Annotated in this window: 16 protein-coding genes and 1 pseudogene; 12 read left to right on the top strand and 5 right to left on the bottom strand. The window is 66.6% G+C overall.

What is annotated here, in order from left to right:
- Positions 1-264 precede the first annotated feature (264 nt).
- On the top strand, positions 265-675 hold the full coding sequence (locus tag FHS82_RS02430) for an NADH:ubiquinone oxidoreductase subunit NDUFA12 (RefSeq protein ID WP_166948307.1): 411 nt from the start codon (positions 265-267) through the stop codon (positions 673-675).
- Positions 676-689: 14 nt separating this feature from the next.
- Positions 690-1,322 carry a DUF2155 domain-containing protein gene (locus FHS82_RS02425; protein WP_166948305.1) on the top strand — a complete coding sequence of 211 codons (633 nt, stop codon included), beginning with the start codon at positions 690-692 and terminating at the stop codon, positions 1,320-1,322.
- Positions 1,323-1,384: 62 nt separating this feature from the next.
- Here the strand turns inward: FHS82_RS02425 and aat are convergent, their stop codons facing one another.
- The gene (aat, locus tag FHS82_RS02420) at positions 1,385-2,077 is read right to left on the bottom strand and encodes a leucyl/phenylalanyl-tRNA--protein transferase (RefSeq protein ID WP_208394042.1); all 693 of its coding nucleotides are present in this window, start codon (positions 2,075-2,077) and stop codon (positions 1,385-1,387) included.
- A gap of 171 nt (positions 2,078-2,248) precedes the next feature.
- On the bottom strand, positions 2,249-3,253 hold the full coding sequence (locus FHS82_RS02415; protein ID WP_166948303.1) for an EamA family transporter: 1,005 nt from the start codon (positions 3,251-3,253) through the stop codon (positions 2,249-2,251).
- A 366-nt stretch (positions 3,254-3,619) separates the two neighbouring features.
- Between FHS82_RS02415 and FHS82_RS02410 the strand changes: the two are divergent.
- From FHS82_RS02410 to msrB, 7 genes and pseudogenes are all read left to right on the top strand, one after another.
- Positions 3,620-4,336: pseudogene (locus tag FHS82_RS02410) on the top strand (UDP-2,3-diacylglucosamine diphosphatase); the annotation flags it as partial.
- A gap of 227 nt (positions 4,337-4,563) precedes the next feature.
- On the top strand, positions 4,564-5,589 hold the full coding sequence (locus tag FHS82_RS02405; protein WP_166948299.1) for a glycosyltransferase: 1,026 nt from the start codon (positions 4,564-4,566) through the stop codon (positions 5,587-5,589).
- A gap of 118 nt (positions 5,590-5,707) precedes the next feature.
- A complete protein-coding gene (locus FHS82_RS02400; protein ID WP_166948297.1) occupies positions 5,708-6,853 on the top strand; it encodes an MlaE family ABC transporter permease in 1,146 nt (381 codons plus the stop codon).
- A 136-nt stretch (positions 6,854-6,989) separates the two neighbouring features.
- Positions 6,990-7,715: an ABC transporter ATP-binding protein gene (locus FHS82_RS02395; RefSeq protein ID WP_377592102.1), complete on the top strand. Its 726-nt coding sequence runs from the start codon at positions 6,990-6,992 to the stop codon at positions 7,713-7,715.
- Positions 7,716-7,763: 48 nt separating this feature from the next.
- Positions 7,764-8,879: an MlaD family protein gene (locus FHS82_RS02390; protein ID WP_166948293.1), complete on the top strand. Its 1,116-nt coding sequence runs from the start codon at positions 7,764-7,766 to the stop codon at positions 8,877-8,879.
- Between the two features lie 62 nt (positions 8,880-8,941).
- The gene (locus FHS82_RS02385) at positions 8,942-9,508 is read left to right on the top strand and encodes an ABC-type transport auxiliary lipoprotein family protein (protein ID WP_166948291.1); all 567 of its coding nucleotides are present in this window, start codon (positions 8,942-8,944) and stop codon (positions 9,506-9,508) included.
- 76 nt (positions 9,509-9,584) lie between these two features.
- Positions 9,585-9,986, top strand: a complete 402-nt coding sequence (msrB, locus tag FHS82_RS02380; protein WP_166948289.1) for a peptide-methionine (R)-S-oxide reductase MsrB — start codon at positions 9,585-9,587, stop codon at positions 9,984-9,986.
- On the opposite strand, the gene FHS82_RS02375 is transcribed toward msrB, so the two are convergent.
- Together FHS82_RS02375 and FHS82_RS02370 are read right to left on the bottom strand one after the other, a co-directional pair.
- Positions 9,952-10,440, bottom strand: coding sequence for a DUF1284 domain-containing protein (locus FHS82_RS02375; protein WP_166948286.1), 489 nt, complete (start codon positions 10,438-10,440; stop codon positions 9,952-9,954). The two genes, msrB and FHS82_RS02375, sit on opposite strands and share 35 nt — an antisense overlap.
- Positions 10,437-11,033: a biotin transporter BioY gene (locus tag FHS82_RS02370; RefSeq protein WP_166948284.1), complete on the bottom strand. Its 597-nt coding sequence runs from the start codon at positions 11,031-11,033 to the stop codon at positions 10,437-10,439. The genes FHS82_RS02375 and FHS82_RS02370 overlap by 4 nt, the downstream gene beginning before the upstream one ends.
- A gap of 181 nt (positions 11,034-11,214) precedes the next feature.
- Here FHS82_RS02370 and FHS82_RS02365 point away from each other — a divergent pair, with 181 nt between their 5' ends.
- Positions 11,215-11,538, top strand: coding sequence for a YnfA family protein (locus FHS82_RS02365; protein ID WP_166948282.1), 324 nt, complete (start codon positions 11,215-11,217; stop codon positions 11,536-11,538).
- A 12-nt stretch (positions 11,539-11,550) separates the two neighbouring features.
- Here the strand turns inward: FHS82_RS02365 and argE are convergent, their stop codons facing one another.
- Positions 11,551-12,711 carry an acetylornithine deacetylase gene (argE, locus tag FHS82_RS02360; protein WP_166948280.1) on the bottom strand — a complete coding sequence of 387 codons (1,161 nt, stop codon included), beginning with the start codon at positions 12,709-12,711 and terminating at the stop codon, positions 11,551-11,553.
- A 266-nt stretch (positions 12,712-12,977) separates the two neighbouring features.
- Between argE and FHS82_RS02355 the strand changes: the two genes are divergently transcribed.
- Together FHS82_RS02355 and cysP are read left to right on the top strand one after the other, a co-directional pair.
- Positions 12,978-14,087: a 2'-deoxycytidine 5'-triphosphate deaminase gene (locus tag FHS82_RS02355; RefSeq protein ID WP_166948278.1), complete on the top strand. Its 1,110-nt coding sequence runs from the start codon at positions 12,978-12,980 to the stop codon at positions 14,085-14,087.
- Positions 14,088-14,226: 139 nt separating this feature from the next.
- Entirely contained in the window at positions 14,227-15,240 is a 1,014-nt protein-coding gene (gene cysP / locus FHS82_RS02350; RefSeq protein ID WP_166948276.1) for a thiosulfate ABC transporter substrate-binding protein CysP, read from the top strand.
- Positions 15,241-15,330 lie beyond the last annotated feature (90 nt).

Genomic DNA, 15,330 nt, shown 5'->3' with positions numbered 1-15,330 from the left:
TCAGGAGCTTTTCGGCTTTCTGCTTCAATCGAAATGCGGAAAACTCCAGAATCGTTCGGGAATGGAGGCGGTCCGGCGCTTGCGCGGACAGCTGAACCGCCCGGGCACCCCCTCCCCCGCGGGGTCCGGTTCCGCCGAAATTCCGGCGGCGATCTGGACATCGCGCGGGGGAAGCGTCATAAGGATGCGGACGGATTTCATCTGCTTCTGGCGTCGCCCGCCGGCGCCTGATCGGCTGCAGTATGCGGTAACCGGGACCAGTTCATGAAAGATTTCCTGCTGCGCGTCTTCACCTGGTGGAACGGCCCCACCTTCGGTACCCTGCGCACGACGCGCCTTTACGGCGAGCTGGTCGGTGAGGACCAGTTCGGCAACCGTTATTACCGCACGCGCAACGGCAAGAAGGACCCGGCGTTGGGCATCGAGCGCCGCTGGGTGATCTACAACGGCTACGCCGAGGCGTCGAACGTTCCGCCCGGCTGGAACGGCTGGCTTCACCACACGGTGGACGTGCCGCCCAGCAAGGAAGAATACGTGCCGAAAGAATGGGAACTCCCCCATCAGCCCAATCTGACCGGCACGCCCGATGCCTGGCGCCCGAGGGGCTCGACGCTGTCGACCGGACACCGCCCGCCCGCAACAGGCGACTACGAGGCGTGGGTTCCCGGGAATTGAGCGGGAAGCCGTTGATGCCCATCGTCAGGAAGTGGTCAGGGTTCCGGCGCGGCGCGCGGGGTGTCGTGCCGGCATTCGTGGCAGCGCTGGCGTCGTTCGCGCCGCCAGCCGCGCACGCCGACGCGATTCCCAATCCGGTCGCCGTCTTTAATGGCCTCGACAAGATCACCGGCCGTATCGTGGCTTTCGAGGTCGGCATCAACGAAACGGTTCAATTCGGTTCGTTGCAGCTGACGCCGCGCATCTGCAACACGCGCCCGCCGACGGAAGCGCCCAACACGAACGCTTTTCTGGAAGTCGACGAAGTGGGCGCGGGCGGCAAGGTCGAGCGCCTGTTCACGGGCTGGGTCTTCGCATCGAGCCCCGGCCTGCACGGCATTGAACACCCGGTCTACGACATCTGGCTGACGGACTGCCGCGGTGGTACCAACGGCAACGGGACGGCCGCCGGCGCGCCGGAAGCAACGCCGCCGGAAGCCGATGGCGCCGGGATCGACCCCAACGCACCGCCGCCGCCGCCTCCCCGTCGCCTGCTGGGCGGCGATGCGGATGCACTGGTGGACGCTCCGCCCCCTCCGGAAGAGGAAGCTCCTCCCGGCGAAGAAATGATTCCCGCAGATCCGCTGTTCGCGCCCATCAGGCAGTAGGGCCCTGCGGGCTGCGAGGCCGTGCGGGCATTCCGCACCGCGCCCGCCCGCTTCTGGCTGCATCACTGCCCCTGACCGGAGGCGGCCCTATTGCCGGCGCACGGCTCCAGCGCTGCCAGCACCTCGGCGCCGCTGACGACGGCGCCGCGCGGCCACACCCACCAGTCCGCGTGCAGCGGCAGCGCCTTCGCCAGGCGCTGCATGTAGTTGCGCCGTCCGATGGCGACGGCGCCGAAGCGGGCGAGATGCGGCGTCACGAACTGCGTATCGAGCAGCCGGAAGCGGCCCAGCCGCAGGCGCGCCACGAGATGCGCGAGCGCCACCTTCGAGGCGTCGCGGTCGCGGTGGAACATGCTCTCGCCGAAGAATGCGCCGCCGAGTTCCAGACCATAGAGGCCGCCAACCAGCTGTCCGTCGCGCCAAGCCTCTACGGTGTGGACCTGATCGCGATCGAACAGTTCGCCGTAGAGAACGCGAATGCGGTGGTTGATCCACGTCTCCTCGCGGCCGAGGGCGGGCATGGCACAGCCGTCGATCACCGCCTCGAAATCCGTGTCGACGCGGATTTCGAACCGGTCGCCGGCGATGGTGCGCGCCAGGCGCGACGGCACATGAAACGTATCGAGCGGAATGATGCCGCGCTCGCGCGGCTCGACCCAGAACAGGCCGGGGTCGTCGGCGCTTTCCGCCATGGGAAACAGGCCCGCCGCATAGGCGCGCAGCAATATCTCCGGCGTGATCAGGTCGTCAGACAAACGAATCGCATCCCCCTTGCACGCCGGTCCGCTCCGTCTCTTTGATGTATGCACCGGATCCGTCCGGGAAAGGGGTTCCGTTTCCCGATTCGATGCGGAGGAGACCGTGGGCAGACATATTTCCCGCTCGGGAGCGTCCGATCAACCGGTTTCGGCAACCGCGCTATCCGGTCACACGGCGCGCGGAGGCGTGGTGGGATTGACCGCTACGGCGATGGGCGCCACCTGATGTTCGTCCGCCGAGGGCGTATGTGTCAGCGCGGTGTAGGTCAGCGTCGAATGGGCGAGTGCGTGGCGCTGGGTCTCCACACGCTCGCGCCACACGATGAACAGCCCCGAGGCGATGACGATGGCCGCGCCGACGAACACCGCGGGAAGCGGCCAGTCGGAGAAGATCAGCCAGCCGAAGAGGCAGGCCCACAGCATCGTCGTATAGTCGAACGGCGCCAGCAGCGACGCATCGCCATAGCGGAAGCTCATGGTGAGCAGAATCTGCCCGACGCCGCCGATGATGCCGATCGCGATCAATACGGCCATCTCTTCGGCCGTGGGCACGACCCAGCCGCCGAGAATGGTGACGAAGCCCAGCGCCGATGTCATCACCGACATGTAGAAGATGATGGCGCCCGTCGTCTCGGTGTCCACCAGGCGGCGGACCTGGATCAGCGCGCCGGCCGTCAGGATGGCCCCGGCGAGCGCGATCATCACGCCGACGGAAGCCGCGCCGCCCGCCAGCAGGGTGCCGCCGCCGAGATGCGGCGCCAGCATCACGATCACGCCGGCGAAGCCGATGCCCGTGCCTATCCACCGGTAGGCCTGCACATTCTCCCGCAGCACCACGGCCGCGAGCACGACCACGATCAGCGGCGCCGTATAGCCGAGCGCGACAACGTCCGTCAGCGGCAGGTAGGACAGCGCGAGGAAGTTGAGGAACATGCTCGAACTCGACATGATCCCGCGCCGGAAGTGCCCCATGACATTGCGCGTGCGCAGCGCCGCCATCACCTGCCCCTGCCAGGCGAGCCAGACGAGGAGCGGCAGCAACATGAAGAACGAGCGGAAGAACACGATCTCGCCCACGGGAATGCGGTCGCTGACATACTTGATGCTGGCGCTCATGACGGTGAAGACGAGCGCCGAAAGCACCTTCAGGACGATGGCAAGGGGGGGATTCACGGCGTGACACCACGGAAAAGCCGTCGCTGGGGTATTCCAGCTCCGGCGTTGCGTGTGGTTATATGTCGCAACACCCTTCAATTGAAGGGCCGGCCGGGCAAGGCAGTCATGCGCCCGCCGTCGGTCTCTCTCGATTCGTGCCTAACGAATCGTGTATGCGCCCGCCGCCGGCCCGGCCCCCGCTGGCACCGCAGCCTTGCGCGCGGCGCGGAAGCCTTTGTCACGAGCGGGTTACGCACCTCATGCGCCGAAAAAATCCGCTCGTCATCAAACTGCAATGGTAATAAGGTTCCGATAGCGAACCTTAACGACAAGTGATGGATAGATCCGGTGTCGACAGAGCCAGAAGTCATCCGCGTCAGAAGCCTGTTTCTGTCTGATGTTCATCTCGGTACAAAAGGGTGTCAGGCGGACCTTCTGATCGACTTCCTGCGCCACTACGATGCCGATACGGTCTATCTCGTCGGCGACATCGTGGACGGCTGGCGGCTGAAGTCCGGCTGGTACTGGCCGCAGAATCACAACGACGTGGTGCAGAAGCTGCTGCGCAAGGTGCGCAAGGGCACGCACATCGTCTATGTGCCCGGTAACCACGATGAATTCTTGCGCGACTACGTCGGCAGCTCCTTTGGCGGCATCGAACTCGTCGATCACGCCATTCACGAGGGGGCGGACGGCAAGCGCTATCTCGTCATCCACGGCGACCAGTTCGACATGGTGGTGCGCCACGCGCGCTGGCTCGCCTTCCTGGGGGACTGGGCCTACGGCGCGGCGCTCGCCACCAACACCTACGTCAACATCGTCCGCCGCCGCCTGGGGCTGACCTACTGGTCGCTGTCCGCCTGGGCGAAGCTGAAGGTGAAGAACGCCGTCAATTTCATCGGCCGCTTCGAGGAGCTTCTGTCGTCGGAGGCGCAGCGCTATGAAGTGCACGGCGTGATCTGCGGCCACATCCACCATGCCGCGATGCACGACAAGTTCGGCGTGCGCTACATCAACACCGGCGACTGGGTCGAGTCCTGCTCGGCCGTGGTCGAGCACTACGACGGCAATTTCGAGATCCTGCGCTGGACTGACCGGCAGGTGCAGGTGTCGGCCGAGCGCCGCGCCACGCGCAAGCGCACCCGCGGCCAGGCGGCGCTGCCCGCTCCGTCGCCGCTGCCGCCCGTCATGCACGACGACGATGGTGACCACGCCGCCGCGCTGCCGGTGGCCGATACGCTGAAGGCGGCGCTCGGCCTGACGTCGTCCGACAGGCCGGCGGCCGAAGGCTCCCGTTCCAAAGGCCCTGACAACAAGCGTGCAGCCTGATGCGTGTGCTGATCGCAACGGACGCATGGCGTCCACAGGTCAACGGCGTGGTACGTTCCCTGGAGCATCTGGCGCAGGAAGCGCCGGCGCTCGGTGCCTCCATCGCGTTTCTCACGCCCGATGCCTTCCGCACGGTGCCGATGCCCACCTACCGGGAGATCCGGCTGGCCTTTGCCATGCCCTGGGCGGTGCGCCGCGTCGTGGACGAGGTGAAGCCCGACTTCATCCACATCGCCACGGAAGGGCCGATCGGACTGAGCATGCGCTACGTCTGCCTGTCCGACGGGCACACGTTCACCACGAGCTATCATACGCGCTTCCCCGAATATCTCTCCGCCCGCATGCCCGTGCCGGAGCGTTGGTGCTATGCCGCCGTGCGCCGCTTCCACAACGCGGGCGCGGCGACGATGGTGAGTTCGCCCACGCTGGAGCGCGATCTCGCCGAGCGCGGCTTCCGCAATCTGGTGCGCTGGTCGCGCGGCGTGAACGCGGACCTGTTCTGCCCGCGGGAGGAACGGCCGCTCTCCTTCCCTGGCCCGGTGTTCCTCTATGTCGGGCGCGTGTCGGTGGAGAAGAACGTCGAGGCGTTCCTGGCGCTCGATCTGCCGGGCACCAAGGTCGTGGTGGGTGACGGGCCCGCCCGCGCGGCGCTTGAGGCGCGCTATCCCGAAGCCCGGTTCCTGGGCGTGAAAACCGGGCAGGAACTGGCGGATGTCTACGCCTCGGCGGATGTTTTCGTCTTCCCCAGCGTTACCGACACGTTCGGGATCGTGCTGCTGGAGGCGCTCGCCAGCGGCCTGCCCATCGCCGCCTTCCCCGTCATGGGGCCGCTCGACGTGGTCGGCGACAGCGGCACGGGCGTACTCGACAACGACCTGCGCGCTGCGGCGCTGGCGGCGCTCGACATTCCGTCCGAGATCTGCCGGGCGCATGCGCTGACCTTCAACTGGCAGGCCAGCGCACGGCAATTCCTCGACAATATCCGCCGCGTGCAGACGAGCCCGCAGACGGACCTCGCTGCCTGACCAGCGGCCGGGATATCCCCCGCCCTCGACAGCGCCATAAGTTGCCTGCTATTGAAGGCGGCAATGGCGCGCTCGCGCCCCCTGACAATATCCAGCGCGACGGTTTGAAAAACGCTTCATGACGACGGACCCGAACGTTGCGATAGACGAGTCGAGCGGTGCGACCAGGCTGGTCGTGACAGGCGACTGGGTGTCGACGCAGGCGACGGCCGTCGAGGAACAGGCGGCGCTCCTCGCCAGGCAATTGGCCGGCGACGGAAGCCGCACGCAGGATGTCGCCATCGACCTCGGCGAAATCGGACGCCTCGACACCGTCGGCGCATGGGTGCTCGACAGGGCGCGGCAGGAAGGCGCTGCAGACGGCCGCAAGGCGCCGTTCGTCAACACCCGCCCCGACCATCTGCTCCTGCTCGAAAAGGTGCATTACCGGGAGGTCGAACGCCCGCCGGCGGCCGGGCACTGGCGGTTGATCGACTTTCTGGCGAGCGTGGGCGAGAGCGTGGTCGATTTCGGCCGCGAGATGGGGCGTGGCGTCAGCTTTCTCGGCGAGGTAGTGGCCGGGCTCGCACGCCTTGTCGTGCATCCGGGGCGCTTCCGGTTTCCCGCCTTCGTCAACCAGATGGAGCAGACGGCGTTCCGCAGCGTGCCGATCGTCACGTTGATCTCCTTCCTGGTCGGCTGCATCGTGGCGCAGCAGGGCATCTTCCAGATGCAGCGCTTCGGCGCGGCGATGTTCGTGGTCGATCTGACCGGCATCCTCGTGCTGCGCGAACTCGGCGTGCTGCTGACCTCGATCATGATCGCCGGCCGTTCCGGCAGCGCGTTCACGGCGGAACTCGGTTCGATGAAGATGCGCGAGGAGATCGACGCGCTGCGGGTGATGGGGCTCGATCCCGTCGAGGTGCTGATCGTGCCGCGCGTGCTGGCGCTGCTCGTCGGCCTGCCGATGCTCACCTTCCTTGCCTCGATGGCGGCGCTGCTCGGCGGCGGGCTCGTGGCGTGGATCTACGGCGGCATCACGCCCGACATCTTCCTGGCGCGCCTCAAGGCCGCTATCGACTTTTCGACCTTCATGGTCGGGCTGGTCAAAGCGCCGTTCATGGCGCTGGTGATCGGCATCATCGCCTCGCATGAGGGCATGGCGGTGGGCGGCTCGGCCGAATCGCTCGGCCGGCAGGTGACGGCGTCGGTCGTGAAGGCCATCTTCATGGTCATCGTCATGGACGGGCTGTTCGCCGTGTTCTTCGCCGCGATCAATTTTTGAGGCCATTATGCAACAGCCGGCCGAAAAGGTGACTACCCCCCAGCAGCCGGAAACGCCGGCGCGGACCGGGCATGCGGAGCGCGAGGTTCTCATCGGCGTGCGCGGTCTGGAAGTCGGCTTCGGCCCAAAAACCATTATGAAGGGGCTCGATCTCGACATATACCGGGGCGAGATTCTCGGCTTCGTCGGCGGCTCGGGCACCGGCAAATCGGTGCTGACGCGCACGATCCTGGGGCTCATCCGGAAGCGGGCCGGCACCATCACCGTTTTCGGCAAGGACATCGACAGGATATCGGAGGCCGAGCACCGGTTGCTGGAGCGGCGCTGGGGTGTGCTTTTCCAGCACGGCGCGCTGTTTTCCGCGCTCACGGTGAAGCAGAACGTGCAGATGCCGATGCGCGAGTACCTGCACATGTCCGAGGAGCTGCTGGACGAGATCGCCATGATGAAGATCGAGATGGCGGGCCTGAACCCGGACGCGGCGGACAAATTTCCCTCCGATCTGTCGGGCGGCATGATCAAGCGGGCGGCGTTGGCGCGCGCCCTGGCGCTCGATCCCGAAATCGTGTTTCTCGACGAGCCGACCTCGGGCCTCGATCCTATCGGCGCCGCGGAGTTCGACGACCTGATCGCCACATTGCAGAAAACTTTGGGGCTGACGGTTTTCATGGTAACCCATGACATGGACAGCCTTTATTCCGTCTGTGACCGGATCGCGGCGCTTGGCGAGGGCCGGATTCTCGCGGAAGGCCCGATTGCCACCATGCTGGCGTCGGATCATCCGTGGATCAGGGCCTACTTCCACGGCAAGCGCTCCCGCGCCGCGGCGGGCGAAGCCGTGCGCGCAGGCGAAGAGGAATGAGGGCGATGCGAAGAGGCACACCTCGCGAGAGGGCCGACGGATAGAGAGATGGAAACACGCGCCAATTACGCCCTCATCGGCCTGTTCACGCTCGCCGTTATCTTCGCCGGTTTCTTCTTCGTCTACTGGTTCTCCGGCGCCAACACCGCGAACACGCGCGAGCTTTACCGAATCATTTTCTCCGGCTCGGTGGCGGGACTGTCGCGCGGCTCGCTCGTGCTGTTCAACGGCCTGCGCGTCGGCGAGGTGGTGAGTGTCGAGCTGCTGCCGGAGGACCCGCGCCACGTTGTCGCCATCGCCTCGATCGACCGATCGACGCCGATCAAGCAGGATACGCGCGCGCAGCTCGAATTCCAGGTGGTGACCGGCATCGCCTCCGTGCAGCTTTCGGGCGGCGCGCCGGACGCGCCGCAGCTCGAAGCCGGCCCCGGCCAGCCGCTGCCGACGCTTTACGGCGAGCGGTCCGACTTCCAGGACATGCTCGACACGATCCAGAGGCTCGCGACGCGCGCCACCGCCATGATCGACCAGTTGAGCGGCGTCGTCGAGCAATCGCGCGAGCCGATCACCAACACGGTGCGCAATGTCGAGAAGTTCTCGAAGGCGCTGGGCGACAACTCGGACAAGGTGAGCGCACTGCTCGCCAATTCCGGCGAACTCGCCTCGCAGCTTACCGGGCTGACCTCCAATCTCGACGCACTGGTGAAGTCCATCGAGCCGCAGCGGGTGGACCGCATCGTCGACAATATCGAGAAGTTCACGACCTCGCTCGGGAATTCGAGCGGCGACGTCGAGACCGTCGCGGCCAACGCCGCCGAACTCACGGCGAAGCTCAACAAGGCGGCCGAAGGGATTACCGGCCTGATGGACAGCATCTCAAACTTCGTATCCTCGACGGGGGGCAACGGCGCGTTCGATCAGGTCGCCGAGGCGGCGCGTTCCATCCGCACGCTGGCCGACAACCTCGACAAGCGGACGGCCCAGATCACCTCCGGCATCAACAGTTTCGCGGGCCCGGGCCTGCGCGAGTATCAGGCGCTGGCGGTGAAGGGCCAGCAGGCGCTCGCGCAGCTCACGCGCCTGCTGCAGGACGTGCAGCGCAATCCGCAGCAGTTCCTGTTCGGCAACCGCCCGCCCTTGCCGCAGTATCAGGGGCAGCGTTGAGCCGTGTCAGTTGACCACGACACCGAACCCATGACCGAAAGGGGGCGACCTTGGCGACCCGGATGACGAAACTGGCCGCGCTGTCGCTCGGTCTCGCGGTTGCGGCCTGCGCTTCGCCGCCGGTCGCCACGTTCGACCTCGCGGCCTCGTCCGCCGCCCGCAGCAGGGGCAGCGGCGCGCGCGCCGGCGAGGCGCTGACCGTGACCGAGCCCGTCGCGTTGCAGTCGCTCGATGGCAACACCATCGTGGTGCGCGGGCGCGGGGGCGAACTCACGATGCTCAGCGATGCGCAGTGGGCGGATCGCCTGCCCCGCCTCGTGCAGGCGCAACTCCTGCGCGCCTTCGAGGACGCAGGGCGGCTCGGTCGCGTCACGCGCCCCAATGACGGTGTCGTCACGGTCCGTCAGCTCAACACGGAGCTGCGCCAGTTCAATATCGACAGTGCCACCGGCGAGGCGGTGGTGGAGATTTCCGCCCGTGTCGTCGACACGCTTTCCGGCAACGTGTTGCGCGCGCGCGTGTTCACCGGCCGGGTGCCGGTGCCCGGCACTGTCAATGGCCCTTCGGCGGCAGCGACGCTCGACGCCGCTCTCGCAAAAGTGCTCGCGGAAGTCGTCGGCTGGGCTTAACGTCCACGAGAAACGTTCCTACCTGTAAGCGATCCACGGGAGGTCCCCTCCCGCCTGCCGATCGACGGAGGTCATCATGGCGCAACCGATTCAGGGATTTTGCGGCGTTCTGTCGCCGGAGCAATTTGCCGTCCTGCGTGAGCACGGCACCGAACGGCCGTTCACGAGCCCGCTGAACGATGAGAAGCGCACAGGCACGTTTCACTGTGCCGATTGCGGGCAGGCGCTGTTCGAATCAACGACGAAGTATGAAAGCGGCTCAGGCTGGCCGAGCTTCTGGACGCCGATTCCGGGCGCCATCGGCACGAGCGAGGACGATTCCTACGGCATGCGCCGCATCGAGGTGCATTGCAGCCAGTGCCAGGGTCACCTCGGCCATGTGTTTCCGGATGGGCCGCAGCCCACGGGCCTGCGTTACTGCATCAACGGCCTCGCGCTGACCTTCACGCCCGCGCAGGCCGATTCTGCGGAAGCCTGACCCGGCCGGTCATGCGCACCAACGCGCCGTCATAGCCGCGCTCCGCGATGCCGGTGCACAGAGCGGCCCACTCGCAGCCGGCACAGGCGCGGCGGAGTCCGGCTTGTGCAATGTCGGCAGGAACTGCCCGGGAGAATGCCTCCCGCAGGTTGGTGAGGGTGGCGGGCGTCAGGCACAGTCGCGTGCCGATCCGCAATTGCAGCGCCAGCTGACGGCCAGCGGTGGCCAGCGCCGTCCTGTCACGCCGCGAGGCGCTTTCACCGAAGCAATGCGTATCGTCCTCGGCAAGCAAGGGCGCGCAGATATCGTCCGGCCCATCGACGAGGAGGATGTCCTCCCCCTCGGACAGACGGGTCGCGATGGCATTGAAGTTAGCGGCGAACGCGGGCGTATATCCCCTGCCGACATAGGTAAGCATGCACAACAGATGATGCCCGCGCAGCCGGACGGTCACACCCGGCGATTTCCGGCCTGCACGCGGTTGAGGCCCGCGAGCGTCGTGGCCGACAGGCCGGCCTTTAGCACGCCGCCGACGATGAACGGCAGCACGCCAGCCGCGATTGCCTTCTCCGCGCCGATCAGCGTGGCGAGCCATGTCGCGCCGATCGCGAGGCACAGCGCGTTGGCGGCGAGCGCCGCAGCGAAGGCAAGCCAGGGGCGCCGGCCGTTCCAGCCGCGTTCGGCGAGCCAGCCGGTCAGCGCGGCGGCAACCGGGAAGGCGGCGAGATAACCGGCCGTCGGACCGACGAAGGCCGCGAGGCCGACCTTGCCTTCCGCGAGCACCGGAAAGCCCACCGCCGCCTCGAACAGCCAGGCCGCGACCGTCACCGCGCCGAGACGCCAGCCATACAGCGCGCCGATCAGGGTGACGGCGAAGGTCTGCATCGTCACCGGCACGGGATACATCGGCACCGTGATGTAGGAAGAGGCCGCCAGAAATGCCGTGCCGAGCACGACGGCGGCGATCTGCAGCACGAGGGTGCGTTCCTGCAGCCGCAGCGGGCTGAAAGACGGCTTGCTAAGCTGAGCCGAAACGGTTCCTGACATGGGCGTCCTTTCCGCTGGCGCGTCCCGCGCCGAGCTTTGTCATGTTTCTCGCCGAGGACCCATTTATGGACGGCGAAACGATTTATTGAAATTGTGTTATATCAGGTTCGTGCGCCACGCCAGCCCCTGCTTGCGCCGGTGCATTTTCCTTTTGCCTCTCCATTCTATCCGGCGATTCCCGATGTTCAAGACAGCGCTGATCTATCCCCTCGCGGCGCTTGCCGAAATCGCCGGCTGCTTCGCCTTCTGGGCGTGGCTGCGTCTCGGCAAGCCGGTCTGGTGGCTCGGGCCGGGCATGCTGTCGCTCGCGGCCTTCGCCTGGCTGCTGACGCAGGTCGACAGCGACGCGGCCGGGCGTGCCTTCGCGGCCTATGGTGGTGTCTACATCGCGGCTTCGCTGGTATGGCTCTGGGGGATCGAAGGTGTGCGCCCGGACAGGTGGGACGTGGCGGGCGCAACGATCTGCCTTGCCGGCGTCGCCGTCATTCTCGCCGGCCCCCGGTAAACGCCGCGCCGCTCAGGCCAGTTCGTCGATGAGCCGGCGCAGGAAGGCCTCGCCCGCCGCCAGTTCGTCGAGGGTGATGTACTCGTCCGCCTTGTGTGCCCTATCGATGGAGCCGGGCCCGCAGACGACGGTCGGGATGCCCGCGTTGTGGAAATGCCCGGCCTCGGTGCCGAACGGCACGGTGCGTGTGCTGTTGCGCCCGGCGAGCTTCAGCGCCAGCGTTTCCGCCCGCGAACCCGGCGAGGAGCCGAGCGCCGGCACGATGCCGTCGAGAACGGTCTCCACCCGGAAGCCGGCGAAGGTGGCGCGGAAACGGGGCAGCACCTCCGCCTCCGCGAAGCGGGAGAGCCGGCTCGGGATCTCGTCGAGGTCGAGGTCCGGCAGCCCTCGCACCTCCCACTGGATCGCCGCGTCGCGGGCGAGGATGTTGCGCGCCGTCCCTCCGCTGATGCGGCCGATGTGGACCGTGCTGCACGGCGGGTCGAAGCGCCCCGAGGCATCGCCACGCGCGGCGTACTCCAGCGACAGGCGATCAATCTCCGCGCCGATCAGCACGGCCCCGTGCACGGCGCTCGCGCCCAGCTCCGGCTTCGAGGAGTGGGCCTCCGCGCCGAAAACCGTGGTGGTGAACATGGAGATGCTCTTGTGCCCGTCCACCACCTCAAGGTCTGTCGGCTCGCCGACGATCACCGCCACCGGGCGCGGCAGATCGGCGCCGAATCGCGCGATGCCGTCGACGGCGCCGAGGCACGAGACCTCCTCGTCGTAGGAGAGGAAGAGATGCACCGGCGTCGCGAGCGGGCGGGCGAGGAATTCCGGCACCAGAGACAGCGCCAGCGCACAGAACCCTTTCATGTCGACCGCCCCGCGCCCATAGGCCCGGCCCTGCTCGATGCGCAGCGCGAACGGATCGCTCGTCCACATCTGTCCCTCGACGGGAACGACGTCGGTGTGGCCGGAGAGCACGACGCCGCCGCGGTCCGCCGGGCCGAGTGTGGCGAACAGCGCCGCCTTCCTGCCCGTGGCGTCCGGAATGCGCACGGAAGCGACGCCCCAGCCGCGCAGGTAGTCCTCGACGAAGGCGATCAGGTCGAGATTCGATTCGGAGCTGACCGTGTTGAACGCCACCAGGCGGGCCAGCATGTTGACGGGGGTCAGGTGTTGGCCGGTCATGGTCGCTCCGTTGTCGTCGGTGTTCGGGCGCGGCGCGGTTGCCCCGCGAAAAGAAGTGCGGCGGTGCCGGTCAAGATCGTTTATGGATTCTGTCCGCTCTGCATGATAGGCGGCAGTGCGGACAGAATCCATAAGCAGGACCAGCGCTTGTATTTCATGGCAGAATGAACGCAGCGCAACAGTCTTCCGAAAGACAGCACTTTCACGCACCGGATTTTTCGCAAGAACCGGACCCTTCGCAGCGAACCGATCTTCCCGAGGCAATCATGACCGCCCTTCTCCCCGGAATCCAGTCCGCCCAATCCATCAGGGAACTGGCGGCGGCTGGCGTTATCAACAGCCCCCTCCCTTTCGTGGCGGGGCAGGTGCAGCCGGCAAGCCTCGACCTGCGGCTCGGCGCACGGGCGTGGCGCGTGCGGGCAAGCTTCCTGCCAGGGCAGGGCAGCGCCGTCGCCCGCCGCCTCGGCGACCTCGCGCTGCATGAGATCGACCTGACGCGCGGCGCGGTACTGGAGACGGGCTGCGTCTACATCGCCGAAATCGCGGAGACGCTGGCGCTGCCGGAGGGCCTTTCCGCCTCCGCCAACCCCAAAAGCTCGACGGGCCGGCTCGACGTGTTCACCCGCGTCATCACCGACGGCGCGCGCGAGTTCGACGCCGTGGAGGAAGGTTACGCAGGGGCGCTGTTCGCGGAAATCTCGCCGCGCACTTTCCCGGTGCTGGTGCGCACCGGCTCCCGCCTGTCGCAAATCCGGTTCCGCACCGGCGAAAGCCGCCTCAGCGACGCGGAACTCCTGCTGCTGCAAGAGCGGGAGACCATCGTCGCGAGCGCCGGCGCCTCCATCCAGGGTGGCGTGGCCGTCAGCGTCGACCTCGCGGGGTTCACAGCCGGCAGCGGACAGACGCTCATCGGCTACCGCGCCAAGCGCTACACGGGCCTTGTCGATGTCGACCGCGTCAACGCCTATGCGGTGCGCGACTTCTGGGAGCCGCTCGATGCCGACGGGCGTGGCCAGCTCATCCTCGATCCCGGCCAGTTCTACATCCTTGCCTCGAAGGAATCGGTACACGTGCCGCCGGACTACGCCGCCGAGATGGTGCCCTTCGATCCGCTGGTAGGCGAGTTCCGGGTCCATTACGCGGGCTTCTTCGACCCCGGCTTCGGCCATGCGGGCGCTGGCGGCGCCGGCGCCCGCGCCGTGCTGGAAGTGCGCTCGCACGACGTGCCCTTCCTGATCGAGGACGGGCAGATCGTCGGCCGGCTGATCTTCGAGCGCATGGCGCAGCGGCCGGAAACGCTCTACGGCGCCGAAGCCGGCTCCAACTATCAGGCGCAGGGCCTCAAGCTGTCGAAGCACTTCATGGCGCCCGGATGAGATAAATCACATGAAAATTATGTGATAATCTTTATTCACCGCCACAATGGCGATTAAAGTTGACCTTTCCGACAATCTGTCGTGAATTAAGCGGCGACATCAATGGCGCCGCTCGCGGCTTTTCGGAAGGGGCAATCGTATGAGGTGGTTAGGAGGGGCAACCGTTGCAGCGCTGCTGGTGCTGTCGGGGCAGGCGGGAGCGCAGGAGGTGAAGCAGCCGGTCGAGCTGCTCAATGCGTCCTATGACATCGCGCGGGAACTGTTCGCCGAGATCAATCCCGTCTTCATCGAGGAATGGAAGGCGAAGACTGGAGAGACGATCTCCATCAAGCAGTCGCACGCGGGCTCTTCCGCGCAGGCGCGCGCCATTCTGGAGGGCCTGAAGGCGGATGTCGTCACCTTCAACCAGGTCACCGACGTGCAGGTGCTGCACGACCGCGGCGGGCTGGTGAGCGCGGACTGGCAGAAGCGCCTGCCCAACAATGCCTCGCCCTATTACTCCTTCCCCGCGTTCCTCGTGCGCACCGGCAACCCCAAGGGCGTCAAGGACTGGTCGGACCTCGCGCGCGAAGGCGTGCAGCCGATCTTCCCCAACCCCAAGACTTCCGGCAACGCGCGCTACACGTACCTCGCGGCCTATGCCTCGCTGCTCGAAACCCACAAGGGCGACGCCGCGAAGGTGGAAGCCGACATCAAGCGCATCTTCGCCAACGTCCCGGTTTTCGACACGGGCGGACGCGGCGCGACCACGTCCTTCGTCGAGCGTGGGCTGGGTGATGTCCTCATCACCTTCGAGTCGGAGGTTAACGGCGTGCGCCGCGAATACGGCGACAAGGGCTTCGAGGTCGTGGTGCCGCCGACGAGCATCCTTGCCGAGTTTCCGGTGAGCGTGGTCGACAAGGTCGCGGAGGCCAAGGGCACGACGCGGGAGGCGACGGCCTATCTCGAATTCCTCTACAGCGAGAAGGGGCAGGAGCTGCTGGCCAAGAACTTCTACCGCGTTCACAACCCGACGGTAGCCGAGCGTTACAAGGATGCCTTCCCGCCGGTTCGCCTGCTCAAGGTGGAGGACGTCTTCGGCGGCTGGAAGAAGGTCGCCGAAGAGCATTTCGCCAGCGGCGCAACCCTCGACAAGCTGTTCGCGCGCAACTGACATCGCGGACCGCCGGGCCTGACCCGGCGGTCACGCCAAGGGGCGCTCCGCTCCGATCCGATGGAATCATCCGATCGATAGGAAACCGCC

The sequence above is a fragment of the Pseudochelatococcus lubricantis genome, assembly GCF_011762225.1.
Lineage (GTDB): Bacteria > Pseudomonadota > Alphaproteobacteria > Rhizobiales > Beijerinckiaceae > Pseudochelatococcus > Pseudochelatococcus lubricantis.
The sequence above is the reverse complement of the archived record's forward strand: the minus strand, read 5'-3'. Positions and strand labels throughout refer to the sequence as shown.